This window comes from Pseudomonas sp. WS 5078, assembly GCF_012985745.1.
Classification (GTDB): Bacteria; Pseudomonadota; Gammaproteobacteria; order Pseudomonadales; family Pseudomonadaceae; genus Aquipseudomonas; species Aquipseudomonas lundensis_A.
In genome coordinates, this window is record NZ_JAAQWX010000011.1 from 42,241 (window position 1) to 66,496 (window position 24,256).

Annotated in this window: 20 protein-coding genes; 12 read left to right on the forward strand and 8 right to left on the reverse strand. The window is 59.4% G+C overall.

Annotated elements, in window-relative coordinates; all coding sequences use genetic code 11:
- Window positions 1-47: 47 nt before the first annotated feature.
- On the forward strand, window positions 48-431 hold the full coding sequence (locus tag HBN68_RS15465) for a fe2+ zn2+ uptake regulation protein (RefSeq protein ID WP_094993440.1): 384 nt from the start codon (window positions 48-50) through the stop codon (window positions 429-431).
- Here HBN68_RS15465 and HBN68_RS15470 read toward each other — a convergent pair.
- Window positions 428-616: a hypothetical protein gene (locus tag HBN68_RS15470; protein WP_047276524.1), complete on the reverse strand. Its 189-nt coding sequence runs from the start codon at window positions 614-616 to the stop codon at window positions 428-430. The genes HBN68_RS15465 and HBN68_RS15470 overlap by 4 nt on opposite strands.
- 237 nt (window positions 617-853) lie before the next feature.
- Here HBN68_RS15470 and HBN68_RS22275 point away from each other — a divergent pair, with 237 nt between their 5' ends.
- The gene (locus HBN68_RS22275; protein WP_262373556.1) at window positions 854-976 is read left to right on the forward strand and encodes a hypothetical protein; all 123 of its coding nucleotides are present in this window, start codon (window positions 854-856) and stop codon (window positions 974-976) included.
- On the opposite strand, the gene HBN68_RS15475 is transcribed toward HBN68_RS22275, so the two are convergent.
- Window positions 973-1,878: a LysR family transcriptional regulator gene (locus tag HBN68_RS15475; protein WP_169965154.1), complete on the reverse strand. Its 906-nt coding sequence runs from the start codon at window positions 1,876-1,878 to the stop codon at window positions 973-975. The two genes, HBN68_RS22275 and HBN68_RS15475, sit on opposite strands and share 4 nt — an antisense overlap.
- Window positions 1,879-1,996: 118 nt before the next feature.
- Between HBN68_RS15475 and HBN68_RS15480 the strand changes: the two genes are divergently transcribed.
- Entirely contained in the window at window positions 1,997-2,992 is a 996-nt protein-coding gene (locus tag HBN68_RS15480; RefSeq protein WP_169965156.1) for an aldo/keto reductase, read from the forward strand.
- A 61-nt stretch (window positions 2,993-3,053) separates the two neighbouring features.
- Here HBN68_RS15480 and HBN68_RS15485 read toward each other — a convergent pair whose 3' ends face one another.
- The 3 genes from HBN68_RS15485 to HBN68_RS15495 form a co-directional block, all read right to left on the reverse strand.
- A complete protein-coding gene (locus tag HBN68_RS15485) occupies window positions 3,054-6,728 on the reverse strand; it encodes a translocation/assembly module TamB domain-containing protein (protein ID WP_169965158.1) in 3,675 nt (1,224 codons plus the stop codon).
- The gene (locus HBN68_RS15490) at window positions 6,725-8,452 is read right to left on the reverse strand and encodes an autotransporter assembly complex family protein (protein WP_169965159.1); all 1,728 of its coding nucleotides are present in this window, start codon (window positions 8,450-8,452) and stop codon (window positions 6,725-6,727) included. The genes HBN68_RS15485 and HBN68_RS15490 overlap by 4 nt, the downstream gene beginning before the upstream one ends.
- Window positions 8,453-8,515: 63 nt before the next feature.
- A complete protein-coding gene (locus HBN68_RS15495; protein ID WP_094993445.1) occupies window positions 8,516-9,166 on the reverse strand; it encodes a GNAT family N-acetyltransferase in 651 nt (216 codons plus the stop codon).
- A gap of 184 nt (window positions 9,167-9,350) precedes the next feature.
- On the opposite strand from HBN68_RS15495, the gene xthA reads away from it, so the two are divergent.
- Window positions 9,351-10,163, forward strand: coding sequence for an exodeoxyribonuclease III (xthA, locus tag HBN68_RS15500; protein ID WP_094993446.1), 813 nt, complete (start codon window positions 9,351-9,353; stop codon window positions 10,161-10,163).
- Between the two features lie 95 nt (window positions 10,164-10,258).
- Window positions 10,259-11,575: a phosphate ABC transporter substrate-binding/OmpA family protein gene (locus tag HBN68_RS15505; protein WP_169965161.1), complete on the forward strand. Its 1,317-nt coding sequence runs from the start codon at window positions 10,259-10,261 to the stop codon at window positions 11,573-11,575.
- 60 nt (window positions 11,576-11,635) lie between these two features.
- Here the strand turns inward: HBN68_RS15505 and HBN68_RS15510 are convergent, their stop codons facing one another.
- Window positions 11,636-12,850: an acyl-CoA dehydrogenase gene (locus tag HBN68_RS15510; RefSeq protein WP_094993448.1), complete on the reverse strand. Its 1,215-nt coding sequence runs from the start codon at window positions 12,848-12,850 to the stop codon at window positions 11,636-11,638.
- A gap of 154 nt (window positions 12,851-13,004) precedes the next feature.
- Between HBN68_RS15510 and HBN68_RS15515 the strand changes: the two genes are divergently transcribed.
- From HBN68_RS15515 to HBN68_RS15525, 3 genes are read left to right on the forward strand one after another with little or no spacing between them, the layout of a single operon-like run.
- Window positions 13,005-13,970, forward strand: coding sequence for a LysR family transcriptional regulator (locus HBN68_RS15515; protein ID WP_094993449.1), 966 nt, complete (start codon window positions 13,005-13,007; stop codon window positions 13,968-13,970).
- A 26-nt stretch (window positions 13,971-13,996) separates the two neighbouring features.
- The gene (locus tag HBN68_RS15520; protein ID WP_094993450.1) at window positions 13,997-14,392 is read left to right on the forward strand and encodes a MerR family DNA-binding transcriptional regulator; all 396 of its coding nucleotides are present in this window, start codon (window positions 13,997-13,999) and stop codon (window positions 14,390-14,392) included.
- Between the two features lie 58 nt (window positions 14,393-14,450).
- Complete coding sequence (locus HBN68_RS15525; RefSeq protein WP_169965163.1) at window positions 14,451-15,347, forward strand: hydroxymethylglutaryl-CoA lyase; 897 nt, start codon at window positions 14,451-14,453, stop codon at window positions 15,345-15,347.
- Between the two features lie 541 nt (window positions 15,348-15,888).
- Here the strand turns inward: HBN68_RS15525 and HBN68_RS15530 are convergent.
- Window positions 15,889-17,586, reverse strand: coding sequence for an AMP-binding protein (locus HBN68_RS15530; protein WP_169965165.1), 1,698 nt, complete (start codon window positions 17,584-17,586; stop codon window positions 15,889-15,891).
- Between the two features lie 207 nt (window positions 17,587-17,793).
- Here HBN68_RS15530 and HBN68_RS15535 point away from each other — a divergent pair, with 207 nt between their 5' ends.
- The 4 genes from HBN68_RS15535 to HBN68_RS15550 all read left to right on the forward strand — a co-directional run bounded on the left by HBN68_RS15535 (window position 17,794) and on the right by HBN68_RS15550 (window position 23,447).
- Window positions 17,794-18,957: an isovaleryl-CoA dehydrogenase gene (locus HBN68_RS15535; protein ID WP_094993453.1), complete on the forward strand. Its 1,164-nt coding sequence runs from the start codon at window positions 17,794-17,796 to the stop codon at window positions 18,955-18,957.
- A gap of 10 nt (window positions 18,958-18,967) precedes the next feature.
- Entirely contained in the window at window positions 18,968-20,575 is a 1,608-nt protein-coding gene (locus HBN68_RS15540) for a carboxyl transferase domain-containing protein (RefSeq protein ID WP_094993454.1), read from the forward strand.
- A gap of 110 nt (window positions 20,576-20,685) precedes the next feature.
- Window positions 20,686-21,504, forward strand: a complete 819-nt coding sequence (locus HBN68_RS15545; RefSeq protein ID WP_094993455.1) for a gamma-carboxygeranoyl-CoA hydratase — start codon at window positions 20,686-20,688, stop codon at window positions 21,502-21,504.
- Window positions 21,501-23,447: an acetyl/propionyl/methylcrotonyl-CoA carboxylase subunit alpha gene (locus HBN68_RS15550; RefSeq protein ID WP_169965167.1), complete on the forward strand. Its 1,947-nt coding sequence runs from the start codon at window positions 21,501-21,503 to the stop codon at window positions 23,445-23,447. Before HBN68_RS15545 ends, HBN68_RS15550 begins: the two co-directional genes overlap by 4 nt.
- 72 nt (window positions 23,448-23,519) lie before the next feature.
- Here the strand turns inward: HBN68_RS15550 and HBN68_RS15555 are convergent, their stop codons facing one another.
- The gene (locus tag HBN68_RS15555; RefSeq protein ID WP_094993457.1) at window positions 23,520-24,176 is read right to left on the reverse strand and encodes a LexA family transcriptional regulator; all 657 of its coding nucleotides are present in this window, start codon (window positions 24,174-24,176) and stop codon (window positions 23,520-23,522) included.
- Window positions 24,177-24,256: the final 80 nt, after the last annotated feature.

The window sequence follows — 24,256 nt, forward strand, 5'->3', positions numbered from 1 at the left end:
CATTTTTTTTATTTTCCGGATCAAGCTCTGAAAAAGGAGTTTTTTGCATGCACGACTCGCACATACCAGCGGACGGTCATCCACAACGCCAATCTGCTTTTCAGCCCGACAACGGGTTGCCGGAGGCACAGGTGCAACTGCACGGCAATGAACGTATTCGTCACTTACTGAAATTTTTCGGCCTGCGCACCAGCCTGGTGCGGCTCAAGGTGATCGACGCGCTGTTGACGGCCGCCGGCAATGACCGCCGACTGGGGGTGCGCGGCATGCACAGCCATTTGCAAGCGCTGGACATTCCGCTGTCGTTTCTGAGTGTGCGCGAGGTGCTCAAGCGCTTGTGCAGCGAGGGGGTGGTGGTGCTTAACAGTGACAAGAGCTACAGCCTGCATCCACAGGCTGAAGCGGTGCTGACGGGCAAAATCGAGGCTTAAAGCTTGGTCTTGCGGCGCATGACGCCATTGATGACCACGACCACCACGGCCACACCGATGGCAATGTACTGGAACATCTTCTCGGTGATCATGCCGGCGTTTTGCATGTACGAAAGACCAAACATGATCCCCAGCACGACCAGAGAGATCAGAATCGAGTATTTCAAGCGCTGCGAAGGAGTCATTACCTGTTCCTGAATGTAAGGCGGAAAACAAAGGCCGGAATTTAACAAATATGTGCGGCTCATGGAGATGAATTGAAACAATCCTGGTCTCATCTTACAGCCGGAGAAGCGTTTTCGCTTGAGCCGACGTTCACCATGAGGATTGATCCATGTTCCGTCGTACTGCCCGCCCGCTTGCACTCTTGCTCATACTGACCCTGAGCGGGTGCGTCTTCCATCCAGATCATGGAAGGCACCATGATCATCGGCATGACCAACGCTACGATCAGCGTTATGACCAACGATATGACCAGCGCTACGATCATCGCTATAACGAGGGTCGAGCGGATTATTACCGCCGCTGAGTCGTTTGCGGGTTAACGCCTGAAACCACTGGTGGGCCTGGCGCACAGGTCCACCAGCCAGTCGACAAACACCCGCACCCGCCGTGACAGTTGCCGGTGCGGCGGGTATAGCGCCGTCAGCGCCATTCTCGGCGGCGGGCAATCCGGTAACACTTCCTGCAGGCGCCCTTCGCGCACCAGGTGCGCCACGTGGTAGTGCGGCGCCTGCACCAGCCCATAGCCCGCCACACAGGCCGCCAAATACCCTTCGTCGCTGTTGACCGCCACCTGTTTGGGCAAATTGATCAACTGCACCTCCCCGCCTTGTTGAAATTCCAGCCCGTAGCGCTTGCCTGACACCCCGCTGAAGTACTCCACCATCTGATGGCGACTCAAGTGCGCAAGGGTGCGCGGCACGCCATGGGCGTGTAAATAGTCAGGGCTGGCGCAGGTCACCTGGTCCATCTGCACCAGCGGCCTGGCCACCAGCGAATCGTCCAGCGTGAGGCCACCGCGAATCACGCAGTCCACCCCTTCGCGAATCAAATCCACCGGGCGGTCATTCAGGCCGATTTCCAGTTCGATCTGCGGGTAGCGCCCCGTGAACTCCGGCAACGCCGGAAATACCACCAACCGCCCGACCGCCGCGGGCATCTCGACCCGCAGTGTGCCTTTGGGCTGGCTGGTGCTGAACAGCCCTTCCGCCTCGTCAAGGTCAGCCAGCAGGCTGACGCAACGCTGATAGTAGGCCGCGCCATCCAGTGTCGGGCTGACCTGACGCGTGGTGCGGTGTAACAATTGCACGCCCAGGTGCGCTTCGAGTTGTTTGATCAGCACGGTCACTGAAGCGCGGGGCATTTGCAGGCTGTCAGCCGCCTTGGCAAAACCGCCCAGCTCGACGATGCGGGTAAACACCCGCATCGCATTGAATCGGTCCATATCCGCTCCCGTCGTGGCATGGATTATTCGGATTATCCGAATAGTGATAGCGTTTTTACCCGGTTTATCTTGCAGGTGTCGAGGTCAAGAATAGGCCACCCACTCAGGAGTACTTAACATGCACACCCGCTCACTCGGAAAGAATGGCCCCCAGATCAGCGCCATTGGCCTTGGCTGCATGGGCATGACTGACTTCTACACCACCGGCAGCGATACCCGGGAAGCCGTGGCCACCTTGCATCGTGCGCTGGAGTTGGGGGTCAATTTTCTGGACACCGCCGACATGTATGGCCCGCACACCAACGAAGCCCTGATCGGCCAAGCCATTCGTGGCAAACGTGACCAGGTGTTCCTGGCCAGTAAATTCGGCATCGTGCGCGACCCGGCCAACCCCAAGGGTCGGGCATTGTGCGGTCGCCCTGAGTACGTTCGGCAATCTATCGATGGCAGCCTGCAACGGTTAGGCGTCGACACCCTCGATCTGTATTACCAACACCGCATGGACCCCGAAGTGCCGATTGAAGAAACCGTCGGCGCCATGGCCGAGTTGGTCAAGGCCGGCAAGGTCCGTTATTTGGGCCTCAGTGAGGCCTCAGCGGCCACACTGGAACGCGCGCATAAGGTGCATCCCATCAGCGCCCTGCAAAGTGAATACTCACTGTGGAGCCGCGATCAGGAAGACAACGGCTGCCTTGCGGCTTGCCAGCGCCTGGGGATTACCTTTGTGCCCTACAGCCCCTTGGGACGCGGTTTTTTGACCGGCGCCCTGAAAAGCCCTGAAGACTTCGCCGCCGATGACTACCGACGCGCCAACCCGCGATTTCAGGCAGATAACTTTGCGAAAAACCTGCGACTGGTTGAACAGGTAACACAACTCGCCGCCGACAAAGGCGTCACCGCCGGGCAATTGGCGCTGGCCTGGGTCTTGGCGCAAGGCGATCACCTGATCCCGATTCCGGGCACCAAGCAACGTAAATACCTGGAAGAAAACATCGCAGCGCTTGAAATCACATTGAGCACTGACGAGCTGGACGCCCTGCAAACCATCTTCCCGTCAGAGGCCGTGGCCGGTTTGCGCTATGCCGAAGAAAACATGAAGCAGCTTAATCGTTGATTGCTGTTCACAGCTTCACGCTGGCGGGTAGCGTGAGGCTGTGACAGGTCACACGCGGGCGCTAAAAATCACGCTTGTAGAAGATGTCCAGCGAACTGGCAAAGCCGCTGGCAACTTCGACATACACCCGTTTGCTTAACTTGTAACGCAAGGCAATGGTGCTCGCCGGTTCAAACACCCCGACGCCATAACGCACACTCAAACGCTCATTGATCTTGCCACTGGCAACCACTGACGTGCTGTCGCCGCTGCCTTCGGTATCGAGTTCAAAGTCTTTGATGCCCAGATGATTGGCCAGGCCCGAAGTAATCCCCGAACTGCCCATCAAGCCCAAGCCCAGTGCGGCCTCCGCCAGCATGTTGTTGTCTTCGCCAGTGCCCGACAGCGGACGCCCCAGAATCAGGTAGGAAAGCGCCTGTTCCTGGCTCATGGCCGGTTCGGAGAAGATCTGCGTGGTTGGTTGTTCCGCGCTGCCCGTCAGGCGAATACCCGCAATCACGTCATCCGTCTGGCGAATCGCCTCGATGTCGAGATACGGCTGCGCAATTGGCCCGGCAAACAGCAAGCGCGCGCGGCGTATGGTCAGGCGCTGGCCGTAGGCTCGGTAGCGGCCGTTGTTCAGGCGCAATTCGCCGCGGGTGTCCAGGTTGTTGCCGATGTGCACCTGCCCCACCAGATCGGCGTTCAGACCGAAGCCCGAAAACGTCAACAGTTCTTGCCCGACGATGACGTCAATGTCCATGTCGACCACCATCGGTGCATCGGCCTCCGACGTTTGCTGGCCAACGATAACGGTGTCGTCAGATACCTTGACCGTTGACGGTGGCAGTTCGCGCACGGTGATTTCGCCCTTGGGCACGTTCACTTTGCCGGCGATCAGCAAGGTATTGTCGGGGTTGAGCGAAATTCTCAGGTCCGGCGCCACGTCCAGTTTGGCATAGGGTTCCACGGTCACCGGCAGGTGGCTGCCCTTGACCAGCACGTTGACGGCCATGGTTTTGCCCCACGCCACATTCCCGCTGATGCTGCCCTGTCCCAATTGGCCGCTGGTCCAGCCGCCGTTGAGCTGAGCCGTTTCGCCAACAATGTTGGCGGTCAGTTGCAGGTTCTCGACGTTGGTCGGCAGTTGCGGTCCGGAAATCTGCCCGCCACTCAGTGCTACCGTGCCGTTGATGTGCGGCGCCAGCAACCCGCCCGCGATCGTGCCCGTGCCGTTCAATTGGCCAGCGAGTGTTTCAACCATAGGTACAAACGGACGAAGCACCGACACATCCAGCCCGCTCAAGCGGAAATCGCCGGTGACCGGCTTGCTTTTGGGCAAGGGATTGATGCGCGCATTGAGCATCAGTTGCCCGAGTTTGCCGCCGTTGAAATCAAAGCGGGTTTCAACCCGGCTCGGCGTCAGGTTGCTGGTCAAACGCAAGGCTTGGTACGGGAAGTCCAGCCACTGGCCTTTGTCCTTGATGCGCAACGTGCCACCACTGGCGTCTACCACCACTTGCCCCTTAGGCCCGCTGGCTGGCAGGTCGAGGGATACATCTGCAGTGAGCTGGCCTTGCCACTGGAAGTCGTTGGGAAACCACTTGGCCAGGCTGTCGAGCGGGAACTGCTTGAGGTGCAAACGCAGTTTTGGGTCCGGCATCAAGCGCTGCTCTTCACTGCACAGGCTGGCAGGCCCTGATATCCAGCACTGGGCGCCCATGTTGATACGACCATCGGCCAGGCGCTCCAGACGCGCCGGGTTTTGCAATGCCCAGTCCTGGCCGCCTGCCTTGACGTCCCCGCTGAGCAAACGTCCACGCCAATTGTCCTTGTCCAGGCCGCCATCCAGGGCCAAGGCGAGTTGCAGCATCGGCCCTTGCAGGGCGAGTTTCAGTTGCTGGCGTTTCAGGTCCCCGCTGCCGTTGGCGGTCAGCACACCCAGTTGGGTATCGCCGCTCTTAATCCCGCTGCCTTTGAGGTCAATCCGCCCGCGCTGATTACGATCCAGTGCGGCATCCAGGGTCAGGTTTTGCAGGTGGTTGTCTGCGAACGCCAGTTGCTGGCCATTGAGTACCAGCTTGCCCTGTGGGGCCTTGAGGGTGCCGTCCACATCGACCCGGCCCTTGAGCTGACCGCGCAGGTCTGGCCACAGCTGCCCAAGACGCGGGAGGTTCAGGTCCAGTTGCGCCTTGAGTTGTTGCTGCAAACGGGCGGTGGCCTGGATGCGATTGTCCCCCAGGCGAATGTCCAGCGCACTGAGGTTCCAGTCCTCGCCCGCTCCCTGAGCCTTGGCCTGCAACACAGCCGGCAGGCCGCGCAGACGGCCCTTGAGGTCGAGGTTGGCATTCAGTTCCAGACGCTCATGCTTGAATGAACCCGTGCTGCGCAGTGGCCCCCCGAGATTGCCCGGCAGCTCGGCCACCCAATACGCAGGGTCGAGTGCGCTCAGATCAAGCGCGGTATCCCATGCCACGCCATCGGCAAACTGCACATTAACGTGGCCTTGGGCCTTGCCCTGACCGGCCACCAGTTCCAGTTGTGGCAGGTAGATTTTGCTCAGGTCACCGCTGAATGGGCTGGCCAAGCTGAACGCCCCGGCCGGGCCATCCAGGTTGGCCTTGAAATGACCCAGATAGTTGCCATCGGTGTAAGACACCTCGCCCTTAAAAGTGCGCAGGTCCACATCCGGCTTGTCGATGACGGGGTACAGGTTGTGCCAAGGAAATGCCAGCCAGTCGATCTTGGCGTCGGCCTTCACCCCTTCCTGCCAGTCGACTTGCCCCGACACTTTCACGCGCTGCTCGGGGTTCACCGTCAGGTCCAGGGCCGACACGTGGGCACCGTTCGCGTCTACCCGGCCTTTGAGCAACACGCTGACCGGCGCCTTTTCGGCAGGCAGGGTGGCGCTCCCGTCCACTGCATAACCGGCCTTGAGGTCGCCGTTGACGGTCAGTACAAGCTGGTTGACTTGCAACGTGTCCGGCAGCGCGGGGCTGGCCTTGAACGCGTCAGAAGTAATACTGACCTGCGCAGGCAAGTTCTCAGCGAGCGGTTGTAACTGACCCTTTAGCTGTGCGTTGAGATACCCACTACTGTCGACGGTCAGGTTGAGGGAGGAGCGCAAATTGCCGTCTACCTTGAGCGCCAGCGCCCAGGGCGCTTGATCAGGCGCTGGCAGGTTGATGTTGCCTTGCAGGGTCAACGGCCAGTCGCCGTTGGGCTGCAACAGCCCTGACAACTCGACATTCACGTCCTCACGGTCCACGTGCACCGAGTCGATCTGCAACCCGCTGGAAGTCCACCGGGCCGCCATCTGCAGGCCCTTGAGCTGCTCGATACCGTTGAACAGCACATTGCCGACTTTGATAACGCCCACTTCAATGGCCACCGGCAGCTTCAACTCAGGCAGGCTGATCGGGCCGCTGTTACTGTCTTCACTGGGGGGAAACTGCAGGCTGACACGGTCGGCCTGCAACTGATCGATGCACAAGGTCATGCGTGTCAGGCAAGACGGCGACCAGGCAAAGATTGGCCGGTCTACTTCAACCCGACTCGTGCCCTGCTCCCAGAGCACATGATCGGCGCTCCACTGCCCTCCCAATCGCCCGGCAAAGTTGTCGACTTGCAAACCTGGCACCATGCCCAACACCCAGCGACTGCCCGCTTGAGTCCCGAGCACCAGCCCCAGCGCCAACACCAGCATCAACACAAGGCCAAGCAACACCAGACCCGCTATTTTCACACCACGAATCACAGTTCTGGCCCCATGGAAAAGTGCAAACGAACGCCGCCGTCATCCTCCAGCGCGTGGGCCAGGTCGAGGCGGATCGGACCGACCGGCGAGACCCAGCGGATCCCCACCCCGACCCCAGTTTTCAGGCTGGGAAAATCAAGATTGTTGAACGCGTTACCTTTGTCGACAAAGGTTGCCCAGCGCCACTTATCTGCGAACTGATATTGGTATTCGACGCTGCCGGCAACCATATAGCGACCACCGATTCGGTCACCTTCTGAGTTTTTCGGTGACAGGCTCTGGTAGTCATACCCGCGCACGCTCTGGTCACCACCGGCGAAGAAACGCAGCGATGGCGGCACTGATTTGTAGCCGTTGGTGGCGCTGCCGCCGAACTGAACCCGGCCGAGGAAACGGTGTTTTTCCCACAGGGTTGTCAGGGCCTTGAATTGCGCGTTGCCGTGCAACAAGTTGGTGTCCGACATCAGCCCTTCCTTCGCCACCTGCGCATCCAGCGACACGCTGTATCCGTGGGTCGGGTCGATGCGGTTGTCGCTGCGCAACACGGCATAGCTGACGCCCGGCATCAACAGGGTGCTGAGCCCCGAGTCATCGCCCAACCGGTACTCTTCGTGCTGCCAGCGCAACGACACAATGCGTGTCCAACCGTTGTCCAGCTTGCTGTGCCACTCCGGGCCTACAGTCAGCAATTTACTTAACGTGTCGGTGTTGGCGATTTCTTCGTACTGATACCCGGCCGCAAAACGCAATTTGTCTGTCAACGGTGGGTCGAGCGGAATGTCATACCAGGCGCCAACGTTTTGCTTGGGTTGTGAAATTTCGGACTCAAAACCGTAACTGTCCCCACGGGCATTGTCCCAATGACGCGTCCAGCTGGCCTTACCTCGCGGTCCGGTGTCGGTCGAGTAGCCCAGGCCCAAGGTCATGGTGCGTGGTTTGCGGGTATGCAGGTCAACGTCAACCGGGATGACCTGCCCCACCGCCGTACTGGGTGCGGCATCTACCCGCACCACTTCAAAATAGCCGCTCGATTGCAGGTTCTGGTTGAGTTGGTTGACCAGTTCTGAATCGTAGGGCGTGTCCGGCGTGAAAGGCACCATGCGCTGCAACAGCACTTCATCAAACGGGGTATCACCGGCAAAACTGACGCGGCCGAGCCGATAACGCGGCCCACTTTCGTAAACAAGGTTGATGTCCGCGTAGCCCCCCTTGGGGTCGACTAGCACCTCGTGGCGGGTAAATTTGCCGTCGAAAAAACCGTAGCGCAGCGCCCGGTTCTGAATCATTTGCTTGGCGCTTTCATAATTGCCCTGGTTAAGCACGGCCCCGGGTTTGAGGTCGTCGCTGGCAGGAATCTGAAAGGCCTTGAGCGAAGCGGCCGCGCCTTCGACGCGCACATTGACGTTGCGCAGATGCACCGGCTCGCCAGGATCAATGCTCAACACCAGACGCGGCGGATTGCCGGATTGGACTTCACTTTCAATGGTGGGGTTGTAGTACCCCAAGGCTTGCGATGCTTTAAGGGCCTGCTCTTGCGCGCCGCGCTTGAAGCGTAGCAAAGCCGCCTCGTCGCGATCGCCGAGGCTGCCTATGTAGCCTTCCACATTGGCCTTGAGGGCGTTATTGGCGGGCTTGACCCTGACCACCAGCTCGCTTTGCGCAAAGGCTGCAAAGCTGCTGAGCAGCAGGACCACACCGCTGGTAAATCTTCCTGGAAACGTCATAGGCGCGGATGCTAACACGGGCAAGGAGCGTCATAGAGCACACCTGAGGACTGAAGTTCGCCCTTAAGACGTTGCCGTATGTAACACCTGCGGATTGGCGTGAAAAAAAACGTGCTCGCGCACGGGCCCGATCGCAACTTCTCCAATTTCCACGTAACCCTGCTTTTTATAAAACGCCAGGTAACGCGGATTGCCCGTATCCAGCACCACCCCTTCGGAATGTTCGTCTTCAGCGCACCAGTTATGCACCGCTTCGAGCAACTGTTCACCATAATGCTGGCCCTGAAATTCAGGGTGAATACCCAGCAGCGGCAACATGTGCACGGCATCGCCCGGTACACAGGCCAGCACGGCCTGATGGTATTCCAAGTAACGCCGGGTACAACGCAAGCCGGTACTGAGCACCATGCGCAACTGCCATGCCCAGCTTTCAGTGATGTCCAGACGCCGCATCGGCGGCGCGATCAGGGCCACCCCAACCAGCCGATCATTGACCAGCAGGCCCAGCCCGGGGCGGTCTTGCAAAAAATGCTGTTTGACCAATTCACGCACCGTCGCCCTGACCCGCTGTTCGTAACCTGGACGGTCTGCATCGAACAAAAAGCGGAAAGTCGGTTCATGCCGATAAGCCTGATACAGCAACGACCGCGCCTCGCGCGAGTAACCGCCATCGAGCAGCTGGATCTGGCCTGTAGCAATCGACGTTTGCGTCATGACGTTTTATCTCCCTGGCGGCGCTTGGATGGCGGCGCTTCTAGTGAGTACGAGCCCCCGACCGCCACAACAGTTCCATCGTGGCGCATGCGAACTACGTTAGCAGTGCATTTGCCCTACTGCACGCTGGCCGCTGAGGCGTCAGTCCGCTAGCATCGCGGTTTTTGCTCAGGACTGCCCGCCCATGAAAATTGTGTCATTCAACATCAACGGCCTGCGCGCTCGGCCTCATCAGCTGGCAGCGCTGATCGAAAAGCATCAGCCGGACGTCATCGGCCTCCAAGAAACCAAAGTCAGCGACGAGCAATTCCCGTTTGCCGACATCGAAGCACTGGGCTATCACGTGCATTTTCATGGTCAAAAAGGCCATTACGGCGTCGCCCTGCTGTCGCGTCAGGCGCCGTTGAGCATTCACAAAGGCTTTGCCTCGGATGAAGAAGATGCCCAGCGACGGTTCATCTGGGGCGAATTCGCCGATGAACATGGCCAGCCAGTCACCATCATGAATGGCTATTTCCCACAAGGTGAAAGCCGCGATCACCCGACCAAGTTCCCTGCCAAACAACGCTTTTACAGCGATTTGCAGCAGTTGCTAGAAAGCCGGTTCAGCAACGAGCAACCGCTGGTGGTGATGGGCGACATCAACATCTCACCGCAGGATTGCGACATCGGTATCGGCGAGGTCAACGCCAAGCGCTGGCTGAAAACTGGCAAGTGCAGCTTCCTGCCGGAAGAGCGCGAGTGGATGGAACGCCTCAAGGGCTGGGGCCTGGTGGACAGCTTCCGTTACCTGCACCCGGACGTTACCGACCGCTTCAGCTGGTTCGACTACCGCAGCCGTGGCTTCGAAGACGAGCCCAAACGTGGCCTGCGCATCGATGTGATTCTGGCCTCCCAAGGGCTGGTGCCGCGCATCAAGGATGCGGGCGTCGACTACGACCTGCGCGCCATGGAAAAACCGTCTGACCATGCGCCGATCTGGCTGGAACTGAGCTGAACCCTCCCACCCGCTGCGCAGTCGGGTGTCATCGCGCTGCAACGTAGTTGTCTTAAATTACCGGCACTTTCATGGCCCCTGGAAGGTGCCGGAACATGCTGCGTTTCACGTCATTAATCTTGCTCTGGGGGGTGACCGCCCTGGCCTGCGCCGCGCCTGATGCCGACCTGCGGATTCAAGGTTCCAACACCATTGGCGCCAACCTCGGCCCGGCGCTGGTCGCCGCCATGCTGGCCGAACACGGTTTACGCGATATTCATCGCGTGGCGGCGGCGCCCCCCAACGAACACACAATCATTGGCACTGACGCCCAAGGCCATGAGGTGCGTGTGGACGTGGCGGCCCATGGCTCCGGGACCGGATTCGCCGCACTCAAGGCCGGTCAAGCCGATGTTGTGGCGTCCTCACGCCCGATCAAAGATCGCGAGCTGGTGGAACTGGAACGCCTGGGTGACCTGAAAAGCCAGGCGGCCGAACACGTGATTGCGATTGATGGCCTGGCAATCATCCTCCACCCGCACAATCCCCTCACTGCCTTGAGCACCGAACAACTGGCGCAGGTGTTCAGCGGCCAGATCAAAACGTGGGAAGCGTTAGGCGGCAGCGGTGGGGGTATTCATCTGTATGCGCGTGACGATCAGTCCGGCACATGGGAAACCTTCAAGGAGTTGGTGCTCACTCGCGGCGCTCACGTGTTAAGCCCGACCGCCCAGCGTTTCGAGTCCAGCGAACAATTGTCCGATGCCGTCAGCCAGGACCCGCAAGCCATCGGGTTTATCGGTTTACCCTACGTGCGCGCGGCCAAAGCAGTGGCCATCGTTGACGGCGAATCACAACCGATGTTGCCGCTGGACAGCCTGATCGCGAGCGAGGATTACCCGTTGTCACGTCGATTGTTCTTTTACCTGCCGCCCGGCGCGAGCAATCCCTGGGCCAAAGCTCTGATTGCTTTCACCCAGAGTGCAAAAGGCCAGGCCGTGGTCGCGCATAACGGTTTTGTAGCTCAAAGCGTCGTGGCAGGCCACGTGGCTGCGGGACCGCACATGCCGGCCGATTACCGGAAACTGACGCAACAGGCTCAGCGGTTGTCCGTGAATTTTCGATTTGAAGAAGGCAGCGCCTCACTGGACAACAAGGCACGTCAGGATATGTTGCGTGTAGTGGACTATTTGCGTGCCCACGCCAAGCTCGACAAACAGGTGACGCTGGTGGGCTTTGGCGACGAGAAAGACGACCCCGAGCGTGCGCAGTTGCTGTCAAAGTTGCGGGCAATGGCCGTGCGCCGCGAGTTGCTGAAGAGCGGGGTCATCCTGCGCGAAATACGCGGTTACGGCGCGCAAATGCCGGTGGCAGCCAACACAGAAGATGAAGGCCGCCTGAAAAATCGCCGGGTGGAGGTGTGGGTGTACTGAATGTACGCCCCACCGCAGACGCGCAACGCCACTTCCCACATAACAGGTAAAGAATCTGACTCAACCTGATAGCTTGGCGTACTTGTCCAACTCAAACTTGCCCACAGCGGCGCGGTGCACTTCATCGGGTCCATCGGCCAGGCGCAGGGTGCGCTGCATCGCATACATGTAGGCCAGCGGAAAATCCCCTGAGACCCCGGCACCGCCATGCATCTGAATTGCCCGATCAATGACCCGCAGCGCCACATTCGGTGCGATCACTTTGATCTGCGCGATCTCGCTTTTCGCCACCTTGTTGCCCACGGTGTCCATCATGTACGCCGCTTTGAGGGTCAACAGGCGTGCCATGTCGATCTCCATCCGTGACTCGGCGATTTTGTCGATGTTGCCGCCCAAGCGTGCCAGCGGCTTGCCAAAAGCGGTGCGTTTCAGCGAGCGTTTGCACATCAATTCCAGTGCCCGCTCGGCCATGCCGATCGAGCGCATGCAGTGGTGAATCCGCCCCGGCCCCAGTCGGCCCTGGGCAATTTCAAAGCCCCGGCCTTCACCCAGCAATACGTTGTCATAAGGCACGCGCACGTTGTCGAACTGCACTTCAGCGTGCCCGTGGGGCGCATCGTCGTAACCGAAAACAGGCAACGGGCGCACAATCTGTACACCGGGCGTGTCGACGGGTACGAGGATCATCGAATGCTGCTGATGGCGCGGGTTCTGCGGGTTGCTCAGGCCCATGAAAATCATGATTTTGCAGCGCGGGTCACAGGCACCGGACGTCCACCATTTGCGGCCGTTGATGACCCATTCATCGCCATCACGTTCGGCGCGAGCCTGCATATTGGTCGCGTCCGACGACGCCACGTCCGGCTCGGTCATGGCAAACGCCGAACGGATTTCCCCGCGTAGTAACGGCTCGAGCCATTGTGCTTTCTGCGCCTCAGTGGCGTAACGCACCAACACTTCCATGTTGCCGGTGTCCGGCGCGGAGCAGTTGAACGGCTCAGGCCCGAGCATCGAGCGCCCCATGATTTCAGCCAGCGGTGCGTACTCAAGGTTGGTCAGCCCTGCGCCGCGTTCTGACTGGGGCAGAAACAAATTCCATAACCCTTCGGCTTTGGCCTTGAGCTTGAGGGTTTCCATGATGGCTGTTGGCTGCCAGCGATCACCTTGCGCCACCTGTTGATCAAAGATCGCTTCCGCCGGGTACACATGAGCGTCCATAAAGGCCGTGACCCGCTCACGCAGCGCCTGAACGTTGGGGGAATAAGCGAAATCCATGGGTGGCTACCTTCTACCGGGAATGTGGGAACGTGTTACCCGATGCTAGTCCAGCCGCCTATCATTTACCCTGTCTATTTGCAGCGTGTATTACCATTCATAAGCAATATATGATTCGCCGCCAACCTCCCTTCGATAACACGAGTTGCGTGCCATGAACCTGAACAAGGTCGATCTCAATCTGTTTGTCGTGTTCGATGCCATCTATACCGAAGCCAACCTGACACGCGCCGGGCAGATCATCGGCATCACTCAGCCAGCAGTGTCCAATGCGCTGGCCCGCCTGCGCGAAAGCTTCAACGACCCGCTGTTTGTACGTACCGCCCAAGGCATGGTGCCGACCCCGATGGCGCAAAACATCATCAGCCCGGTGCGCAGTGCACTGGCCTTGCTGCGCGTATCGGTACAAGAGAGCCGCACCTTCAACCCATTGCAGGCCAACAAAACCTTTCGCATCAGCATGACCGACCTGACAGAAGCCGTGGTCTTGCCGCCGTTGTTTCAGCGTTTGCGCAAGCAGGCTCCATCGGTGGTGGTTGAAAGTTTTTTGTCCCATCGTCGTGAGACCACCAGCGATCTGGCGGCAGGACGCCTGGATTTCGCCATTGATGCGCCGCTTAACACCGACCCGCAAGTGCGCCACGTCAAGCTGATGGAAGACCGCTACGTGTGCGCAATGCGCCCTGCCCATCCGTTGGCAGGCCAGCCGTCTGTTTCACTCGATGAGTATTTGGGGCTGACGCACATTCACATATCGACGCGCCGTAACGGCCTTGGCCAGGTTGACCTGGCACTGGGCAAAATGGGCCTGCAACGCAAGATCACCCTGCGCTCGCAGCATTACCTGATGGCCTCCAACGTGTTGCAACACACCGACATGGTGATGACTGTGCCCGAACGCTTTGCACGCCGTCATGCGCTGCATTTTGTAGCGCTGCCGCTCAACGAACTGCCAAGCGTGGAAACCCATTTGTATTGGCACGAAAGTACCGAGCAAGACCCGGCCAACCGCTGGATGCGTGAACTGTTGATCGAGCTGTGCGAACAACAAGTGGCGCAAGAAACTAAAAACCGGGCTCAGCCCCTGCTTGACGTAAACGTCAACCTGCCAGTAGCTTAATCCCACCCACCTTTCAGAGCCCACCCATGAGCAGCCCGACGTACAGTATTTCCGACCTTGCCCGCGAGCTGGACATCACTACCCGTGCGATCCGCTTTTATGAGGAGCAAGGGTTGCTTGCTCCTGAACGCCGAGGTCAGGAGCGGGTGTACTCCGCCCGCGACAAGGTCAGTCTGAAGCTGATTCTGCGCGGCAAGCGCATCGGCTTTTCATTGGCCGAGTGCCGCGAGTTGATTGAGCTGTATGACCCCAGCAGCGGCAATCAGAAACAACTGACCAGCATGCTGGCCAAAATCACAGAACGCCGCCAGCAATTGGAGCAACAACTGCTGGACATTCAGCAGATGCAACTGGAGCTGGACACCGCTGAAGAGCGCTGCACGCACGCACTGGAACAAACCATAAAAAGCCAGACAGCCTGACCCTGCCGTCGCGGCAGGTACGCGACAGCAGCCACTTCCACTCACACCCGGTGACCCCATGACATTACCCGCCCATGTGCGCCTGATTGAAGTCGGCCCCCGCGACGGCCTGCAAAACGAAGCCCGCCCTATCAGCGTGGCCGACAAGGTGCAGTTGGTTGACGCCCTGACCGATGCCGGCCTCGGTTACATCGAAGTGGGCAGTTTCGTTTCGCCCAAATGGGTGCCGCAAATGGCCGGCTCGGCCGAGGTCTTCACCCACATCCAGCGCAAACCAGGCGTGGTGTACGGCGCGCTGACGCCCAATATGCGCGGCTTTGAAGACGCAGTGGCGGCCGGGGTCAAAGAAGTCGCGGTATTTGCCGCCGCGTCTGAAGCCTTCTCGCAACGCAACATCAACTGCTCGATCAGTGAAAGCCTGGCGCGTTTCGTGCCGCTGATCGACGCCGCACACCGTCACGGCATCACGGTGCGCGGCTATGTGTCCTGTGTGCTCGGTTGTCCCTACGAAGGGGACGTTGCGCCGCAACAGGTGGCGGCCGTGGCCAAGGAGCTCTATGCCATGGGCTGTTACGAGGTATCGCTTGGCGACACCATCGGCACCGGCACCCCCACCGCAACCCGCACGTTGATTGAAGCCGTGAGTGCCTCTGTGCCCCGCGAAAAACTGGCCGGCCATTTCCATGACACTTACGGCCAGGCGCTGGTCAATATTTACGCCAGCCTGCAGGAAGGCATTGCCGTGTTCGACAGCTCCATTGCGGGGCTGGGTGGCTGTCCTTACGCCAAGGGCGCCAGCGGCAATGTGGCCACCGAGGACGTGCTGTACATGCTCAACGGCATGGGCATCGAAACCGGTATCGACATGGACAAACTGTTGCTCGCCGGTGAACACATCAGCCGGGTTGTGGGCCGGGTAACCGGTTCACGCGTTGCCCGCGCCCGACAGGGCTAAAAAGTGTGCCACAGTGTTACCGGGCGGTAACCCACACGAGTAACAAGGAAACAAACCGACCCCACGCAAGGTCGGTTTTTTTATGCATTAAAAACCAAGTCATTGATTTATATAGATTTTTAAAAGTTGGCACGGCTTCTGCTATCTCTATGGCATAACAAGAATAAAAACCGCAGCAACATAATAAAAACAATACGAAACGACTCTGGCATAACAAAAACAACACGGCAGAGACGCAGCTAACTGATTTTTTTGGAGAAGGTTTACTTTTCCGAGGAGCCAAAAGCCACCTCGCAACCGGGCAGAGAACAATAAAACTACCTTCAGGTAGCACCCGTTCAGGTTGGATCACAGGTTTCAATGCCGGTGATAAAAGTGGATCAGCGCTCAAAAAAATACGTTTGCTCTTGATCCCGGATGGGGATCGCCAAAACAGCAGTGAAGGGCCACGGTTACAAAAACAACAACAGACCGCCCCTCAATAATAAAAAGAGCAGGCAACAACACATTAAAGGGGAGCTTCGGCTCCCCTTTGTGTTGCTCAGGATTTGTCTTGCGCCTGCTTCCCAAGCTCCTGAATGCTGACTTCACGCATTTTGAATTTCTGGATTTTGCCGGTCACGGTCATCGGGAACGTGTCGACAAACTTGAAGTAACGCGGGGTTTTGAAGTGCGCAATACGGTCCTTGCACCAAGTCTGCAACTCCAGTTCGTTGGCGCTGTGGCCGGGGTGAAATTTGATCCATGCGACGATTTCTTCACCGTACTTCTCATCTGGAATGCCCACAATCTGCACATCCGCCACCGCCGGGTGGGTGAAGAAAAATTCTTCCAGCTCACGCGGGTAAATGTTTTCGCCGCCGCGAATAATCATGTCTTTGTTACGCCCCACGATGCGCACATACCCCTGCTCGTCCATTTGCGCCAGATCCCCAGTGTGCATCCAGCCTTCGCTGTCGATAGCGTCCCGCGTGGCGGGCGGGTTGTTCCAGTAGCCGAGCATCACGCTGTAGCCGCGTGTGCACAGCTCACCGATCTCACCTCGTGCAACGATCTGTCCTTGAGCGTCAATTAGCTTGTTCTCCAGGTGCGGTTGAGTGCGCCCGACAGTGGTCACGCGCAATTCCAGCTCGTCTGCAGGACCGGTCTGAATGGATACAGGGCTGGTTTCAGTCATGCCATAAGCAATTTGTACCTCGCTCATGTGCATGTCGCTAATGACGCGGCGCATCACTTCAATCGGGCAGGTGGCGCCCGCCATAATGCCTGTGCGCAAGCTCGACAGGTCAAAACCGGCACGCTGCGGGTGATCAAGCAGGGCAATAAACATGGTGGGCACCCCGTAAAGCCCGGTCGCACGTTCATGCGCGATGGCCTGCAGGGTCAGGCCGGGATCAAACGCTTCGCTGGGGTAAATCATCGTGGTGCCGTGGGTGATGCACCCCAGGTTGCCCATGACCATGCCAAAGCAGTGGTACAGCGGCACCGGGATCACCAGCCGGTCATTGGCCGTCAGCCCGAGGCTTTCGCCTACCATAAAACCGTTGTTGAGAATGTTTCGATGGCTGAGGGTCGCGCCCTTGGGAAAGCCCGTGGTGCCTGAGGTGTATTGAATATTCACTGGCTGCTCGGGCATCACCGTAGCCTTGCGCGCCTGCAATTGTTCAAGCTTGACACCTGCCCCCAGCGTGGCCAGTTGCGCCCAAGGCAAAAAGCCGGGCGCCGGGGCTGCGGCGAGGCTGATTACCCCCCGCAAATCCGGCAGGTTCGCACTGCATAGGTGGCCAGGCGAGTGCGCACTCAGCTCCGGTACCAACGCCTCAATCATTGCGTGGTAGTCCGAGGTTTTGAACGCCCCTGCGCACACCAGCCACTGACATGCCGATTGCTTGAGCACGTAGTCCAGTTCTGAAAGTCGATACGCCGGGTTGATGTTGACCAGAATCACGCCGATCTGGGCGCTGGCAAATTGGCAGATAAACCACTCAAGGCAATTGGGCGCCCATATCCCCAGCCGATCCCCGGCTTGCAGGCCCAGCGCCATGAAGCCACGGGCATGCAAGTCGACGGCACGGGACAATTGCGCCCAGCTCAGGCGCTGGTCTTGATGGCGCACAATCAGCGCCTCGCGCTCGGGGTAACACGTGGCCGTGCGATCGAACGCCTGGCCGATGGTCAATGCCAGCAGGGCTTTGTCCTGTGCCCCGCGGCTATAACTGGGAACGGATTGCGACGTCATGACAACTCCTCTTGTGATTGTTGTTGGGAGTATGGGAAAGCGCACGCACGCGCCCTCTTCATCAGAAGAATAGCAATCACTCTGGCTCAAGTTGACGTTAACGTAAAGGTCATTGACAGGCTCAGGTGCCAAGTTTACGTTTACGTAAAGCTTCTCCCGGGGCGACGCCGTCGCCGCCTCTTACAAGAACAATGAACAAGGTGCCCCATGAGCTACCCGACTTTGAACTTCGCCCTGGGCGAAACCATCGACATGCTGCGCGAACAGGTCCAGTCATTCGTCGCCGCTGAACTGGCGCCCCGTGCAGCGCAAATCGACAAGGACAACCTGTTCCCGGCGGACATGTGGCGCAAGTTTGGCGACATGGGACTGCTCGGCATCACGGTCCCGGAAGAATACGGCGGCACCGGCCTCAGCTACTTGGCCCATGTGGTGGCGATGGAAGAAATCAGCCGTGGCTCGGCGTCGGTTGCGCTGTCCTACGGCGCACATTCAAACCTGTGCGTGAACCAGATCAACCGCAACGGCAGCCACGCTCAAAAACTTCGCTACCTGCCCAAACTGATCAGCGGTGAACACATCGGCGCGCTCGCCATGAGCGAACCCAACGCCGGTTCTGACGTGGTTTCGATGAAATTGCGCGCCGACAAGCACGGCGACCATTACGTGCTCAACGGCAGCAAAACCTGGATCACCAACGGCCCCGACGCCGACACTTACGTGATCTACGCCAAGACTGACATCGAAAAGAAGGCCCACGGCATCAGTGCCTTTATCGTCGAGCGCGACTGGAAAGGCTTCAGCCGCAGCAAACATTTTGACAAGTTGGGCATGCGCGGCTCCAACACCGGCGAGCTGTTTTTCGACAACGTCGAGGTGCCTGAAGAAAACCTGCTGGGCCCTCTGAACGCCGGGGTCAAGGTGTTGATGAGCGGCCTCGATTACGAGCGCGTCGTACTGTCGGGCGGGCCGACCGGCATCATGCAAGCGTGCATGGACTTGGTAGTGCCCTACATCCATGACCGCAAACAGTTCGGCCAAAGCATCGGCGAGTTTCAGCTGATCCAGGGCAAAGTGGCTGACATGTATACCCAGCTCAATGCCAGCCGTGCCTACCTGTATGCGGTTGCGGCCGCCTGCGAGCGTGGCGAAACCACCCGCAAGGACGCCGCCGGGGTGATTTTGTACAGCGCCGAGCGCGCTACGCAAATGGCGCTCGATGCCATCCAGATCCTCGGCGGTAATGGCTACATCAATGAATTCCCGGCCGGACGTCTGCTGCGCGACGCGAAGTTGTACGAAATCGGAGCGGGCACCAGCGAGATCCGCCGGATGCTGATTGGCCGCGAACTCTTTAACGAAACCCGCTAAGGAGTGGCCCATGTCTATCTTGCACAGCACCATCAATCCGCGTTCCCCGGAGTTCGCCGCCAATCGCGAGGCCATGCTCAAACAAGTGGACGCCCTGCACAGTTTGCTCGCCCATGTGCAACAGGGTGGCGGCGCCCGCGCTCAGGAGCGGCACACCGCCCGAGGCAAGCTGCTGCCGCGCGAGCGCATCGACAGGCTGCTCGACACGGGCTCGCCTTTCCTCGAACTGAGTCAGCTGGCGGCGTACGAGGTGTACGGCGAAGACGTTCCGGCAGCCGGCATTATCGCCGGGATCGGTCGAGTTGAAGGTGTGGAATGCATGATTGTGGCCAACGACGCTACGGTCAAAGGCGGTTCGTACTACCCGCTGACGGTCAAAAAGCACCTTCGGGCACAGACCATTGCCGAGCAAAACCGGCTGCCCTGCATTTACCTGGTGGATTCGGGCGGCGCCAACTTGCCGCGTCAGGATGAAGTGTTCCCGGACCGCGAGCACTTTGGGCGCATCTTCTTCAATCAGGCCAACATGAGCGCCGCGGGGATTCCGCAAATCGCCGTGGTCATGGGCTCGTGCACAGCGGGCGGCGCCTACGTGCCCGCGATGGCGGACGAAGCCATCATGGTGCGCCAGCAAGCCACCATTTTTCTCGCCGGGCCGCCGCTGGTCAAAGCGGCGACCGGAGAAGTGGTCAGCGCCGAGGACTTGGGCGGCGCCGATGTGCACTGCAAGATCTCCGGGGTGGCCGACCACTACGCTGAGAGCGACGAGCATGCACTGGCGCTGGCCCGGCGCAGCGTTGCCAACCTCAATTGGCGAAAGCTGGGTCAAGTGACCCGGCGGACGCCGGTGCCACCGCTGTATGCCAGCGACGAGCTGTACGGCATCGTCCCGGCCGAGGCCAAGCAGCCGTTTGATGTGAGAGACGTGATTGCCCGGCTGGTGGACGGCTCGGTATTCGATGAGTTCAAAGCACTGTTCGGGACCACGCTGGTGTGCGGGTTTGCCCATTTGCAGGGGTATCCGGTGGCGATTCTGGCCAACAACGGCATTTTATTTGCCGAGGCGGCGCAAAAAGGCGCGCATTTTATTGAGCTGGCCTGTCAGCGCGGGATCCCGTTGGTGTTCCTGCAAAACATCACCGGTTTTATGGTCGGGCAAAAATACGAAGCTGGCGGGATCGCCAAGCATGGCGCCAAGCTGGTTACCGCCGTGGCGTGCGCCAAGGTGCCGAAATTCACAGTGATCATCGGTGGCAGTTTTGGCGCGGGCAACTACGGGATGTGCGGACGGGCCTATGACCCGCGCTTTTTGTGGATGTGGCCCAACGCCCGCATCGGCGTGATGGGAGCGGAACAGGCCGCTGGCGTGCTGGTGCAGGTCAAACGCGAACAGGCGCAACGTACCGGCGATGCCTTTAGCCCTCAGGACGAGGCCGATATCAAGCAGCCGATCCTCGACCAGTACGAACATCAGGGCCACCCCTACTACTCCAGCGCCCGGCTGTGGGATGACGGCGTGATCGACCCGGCACAAACCCGTGACCTGCTGGCACTGGGGTTGTCGGCAGCCTTGAGCGCGCCCATCGACACGACGCGCTTTGGCGTGTTCCGCATGTAACCCGCTACCGGGGCAGGCCTCTGTCGGCGCGAGACCTTGAACCCGCCGCGCCGCTGCCTGCACCCCATGCGCACTCATCTACACGTACAGCCATCCAAGGACTGACGGACATGATCGATTTCAACACCCTTGAACTGCACACCGACCCCCGGGGTTTCGCCACCCTGTGGTTGAGTCGCGAAGCGAAAAACAATGCCTTCAATGCCGAGATGATCCGCGAGCTGATCCTCGCGCTGGACGCCGTGCAAAGCGATGCCAGCCTGCGGTTTCTCGTACTGCGCGGACGCGGCAAACATTTTAGCGCCGGGGCCGACCTGGCCTGGATGCAGCAGTCGGCCGAACTGGATTACAACACCAACCTCGACGACGCCCGGCATTTGGCTGAACTGATGTACAACCTGGCCAAGCTGAAAATGCCAACACTGGCCGTGGTGCAAGGCGCGGCCTACGGCGGCGCGCTGGGCCTGATAAGCGCCTGCGACATGGCCATCGGCACGGATGACGCGCAGTTCTGCCTGTCGGAAGTCCGCATTGGCATCGCGCCTGCGGTCATCAGTCCGTTTGTGGTGCAAGCCATTGGCGAACGCGCCGCGCGCCGCTATGCACTGACCGCCGAACGCTTCAGTGGCGAACGCGCCCGTGAGTTGGGGTTGCTGTCCGAAAGCTACCCGGCGTGCGAACTCGATCAGCAGGTCGCTCGCTGGATCGACACGCTGCTGCTCAACAGTCCATTCGCGATGCGTGCCTGCAAAGACCTGCTACGCGAAGTCAGCCATGGCGCACCGACGCCAGCCATTCGCCGCTACTGTGAAAACGCTATTGCGCGCATTCGGGTCAGCCCCGAAGGCCAGGAAGGTCTGCGGGCGTTTCTGCAAAAGCGCGCGCCCAGTTGGCAGATCGACTCACCCCAACAGGAGCCGCGCCCATGAGTGCCTCGACCATTACAACCGTGTTGGTGGCCAACCGTGGCGAAATTGCCTGCCGTGTGATGCGCACTGCCAAGTCCCTCGGCCTGACCAGCGTTGCCGTGCACAGTGACACCGACCGCGACGCCCGCCACTGCCGCGAAGCCGACAGGTGCGTGAATTTGGGGGGCAACAAAGCGGCCGACAGCTACCTGCAAATCGACAAAATCATTGCCGCGGCCAAGGCCAGCGGCGCGCAAGCGATTCATCCAGGTTATGGATTTTTGTCCGAAAACGCCGGGTTCGCCCGAGCGGTTGAACAAGCCGGCCTGATCTTCCTTGGCCCCCCTGCCTCGGCCATTGACGCAATGGGCAGCAAGTCCGCCGCCAAAGCCTTGATGGAAGTGGCCGGAGTGCCTCTGGTGCCGGGTTATCACGGCGAAGCGCAAGATCTGGAAACCTTTCGCACAGCGGCTGAGAAAATCGGCTACCCGGTGTTGCTTAAAGCTACCGCCGGGGGTGGCGGAAAGGGCATGAAAGTGGTGGAAGATGAAAGCCAACTGCCCGAAGCACTGGCTTCGGCTCAGCGTGAAGCGCGGTCGTCGTTTGGCGACGCACGCATGCTGGTCGAAAAATACGTGCTCAAGCCCAGGCACGTCGAGATTCAGGTGTTTGCTGATCAGCACGGCCATTGCCTGTACCTCAACGAACGGGATTGCTCGATTCAGCGCCGTCACCAAAAAGTGGTCGAAGAAGCCCCCGCGCCAGGACTCAGTGCCGAACAGCGGCGCGCCATGGGCGAGTCGGCCGTGCGAGCTGCGCAGGCCATTGGCTACGTGGGCGCCGGTACTGTGGAGTTTTTGCTGGATGCGCGCGGCGCGTTCTTCTTTATGGAGATGAACACCCGGCTGCAGGTGGAACACCCGGTCACGGAAGCCATCACCGGGCTTGATCTGGTGGCCTGGCAAATCCGCGTCGCACGCGGCGAAGCGCTGCCCATCACCCAGGCGCAGGTGCCACTGCGAGGGCATGCCATCGAAGTGCGCCTGTACGCCGAGGACCCGAGTCATGATTTCCTGCCCCAGACTGGCCGTCTGGCGCTGTATCGCGAATCGGCGCCGGGCCCGGGCCGGCGGGTAGACAGCGGGGTCTGCGAAGCCGATGAAGTCTCGCCGTTTTATGACCCGATGCTCGGCAAGTTGATCGCGTGGGGTGAAGACCGCGAACAGGCACGTTTGCGCTTGTTGGCGATGCTTGATGAGTTCGCTATAGGCGGCTTGAAAACCAACCTGAGTTTCTTGCGCCGAATCATCGCTCACCCTGCGTTCGCGGCGGCCGAACTGGACACGGGCTTTATCCCGCGCTATGAGGCGCAATTACTGCCAAAAGCTGAACCCTTGTCTGACGCGTTTTGGTCAGCGGCAGCCTCTGCATTCGTACAAACCCTGCCGCCCGATTTTCGCGAAGACGATGCGGGCTCCCCGTGGGCGCAGCGCAACGGGTTTCGCAACGGATTGCCCGCGCAAACACTGCTGGCCTTGAACTGTAAGGGTGAACACAACGTTGTTGCCCTGACCGCAGAGCAGCCTAAGGTGCAGGACGATCTTCTGGTGATTGAGCAACACGGCGTACGCACTCGGCATAGGGCCATTCGTCGCGCAGAGACGGTGTATGTGCAGTGGGACGGCGAACTGCAGGCCGTGAACGCTTGTGATGCGTTGGCGTTGGCCTCGACCAGCGCCCGGCAGACGCAGGAAGGCGGATTGAGCGCGCCCATGAATGGCAGCATTGTGCGCGTGATGGTGGCCGTCGGGCAAAACGTGGCAGCGGGTGCACAACTGGTCGTGCTCGAAGCCATGAAGATGGAACACAGCCTGCGGGCGCCACGCGACGGGGTTGTCAAAGCCGTATTCGGCCAGGAAGGTGACATGGTTGGAGAAGGCGCGGTCCTGATCGAACTGGAATAACATTGCGCGCATGAAAAAGGCGGCTACCGGTTTCGGTCGCCGCCTTTTTAGTGGATGTCTGGAAGCTGCGCTTCAGAACTTGGTTGTGGCCTGCACCACTACGCCAAGAATGCGGCAGTCTTCATCAAACAGGATTTTGGGATAGGTCGGGTTAAGCGGCTTGAGGTAACGCTGGCCACTGTCTTCGATTAGCTGACGGAACATGGCGCTTTCAGAATCCGGGGTGCGTACAACCACCATTTTGCCGGGTTCGACCTCGATATCCGGGTCTACCAGAATCATCATGCCCTGAGAAATGCTGAGGCCCATCGGGGCAGTCATCGCATCCCCTGTGACCTGCAACCAAAAGGCATCGCCTTTGGCGTAGTGATCACTCATTTCAAATACCGTGGCGGCCGAGTACCCCTCCTGGGGCGTCTCATTGATCTCGCCTGCCTTGTCCCACTCCCGCACGGGATAGCGGAATGCTGAGGTGATGACGTATGTGTTTTCTTCAGGGTTGTGGTCGTCGTTACTGGCCTTGCGTTCACGCACGACCAACGCCACCTCAAGGTGCCCAAGCCCAAGGGCATGCAGCACTTTGTTCATGGTTTCGAGGTCGGGTTGACGACGTTTGTTAAGCCAATGACCAACGCCGCCCTGGGAAGCCCCCACGCGTTCGGCGAGTTTTTCTTGCGTGAGCTTGAGCTCGCGCAATTTCGTTCTGACTAAAGCGATCCATTTATCCATTCGCCGAACAATACGGATTGCCCGCCACGCAACAATACACATGTTGTATTATTTATTTCTGTAGATGAAATACTATCTGT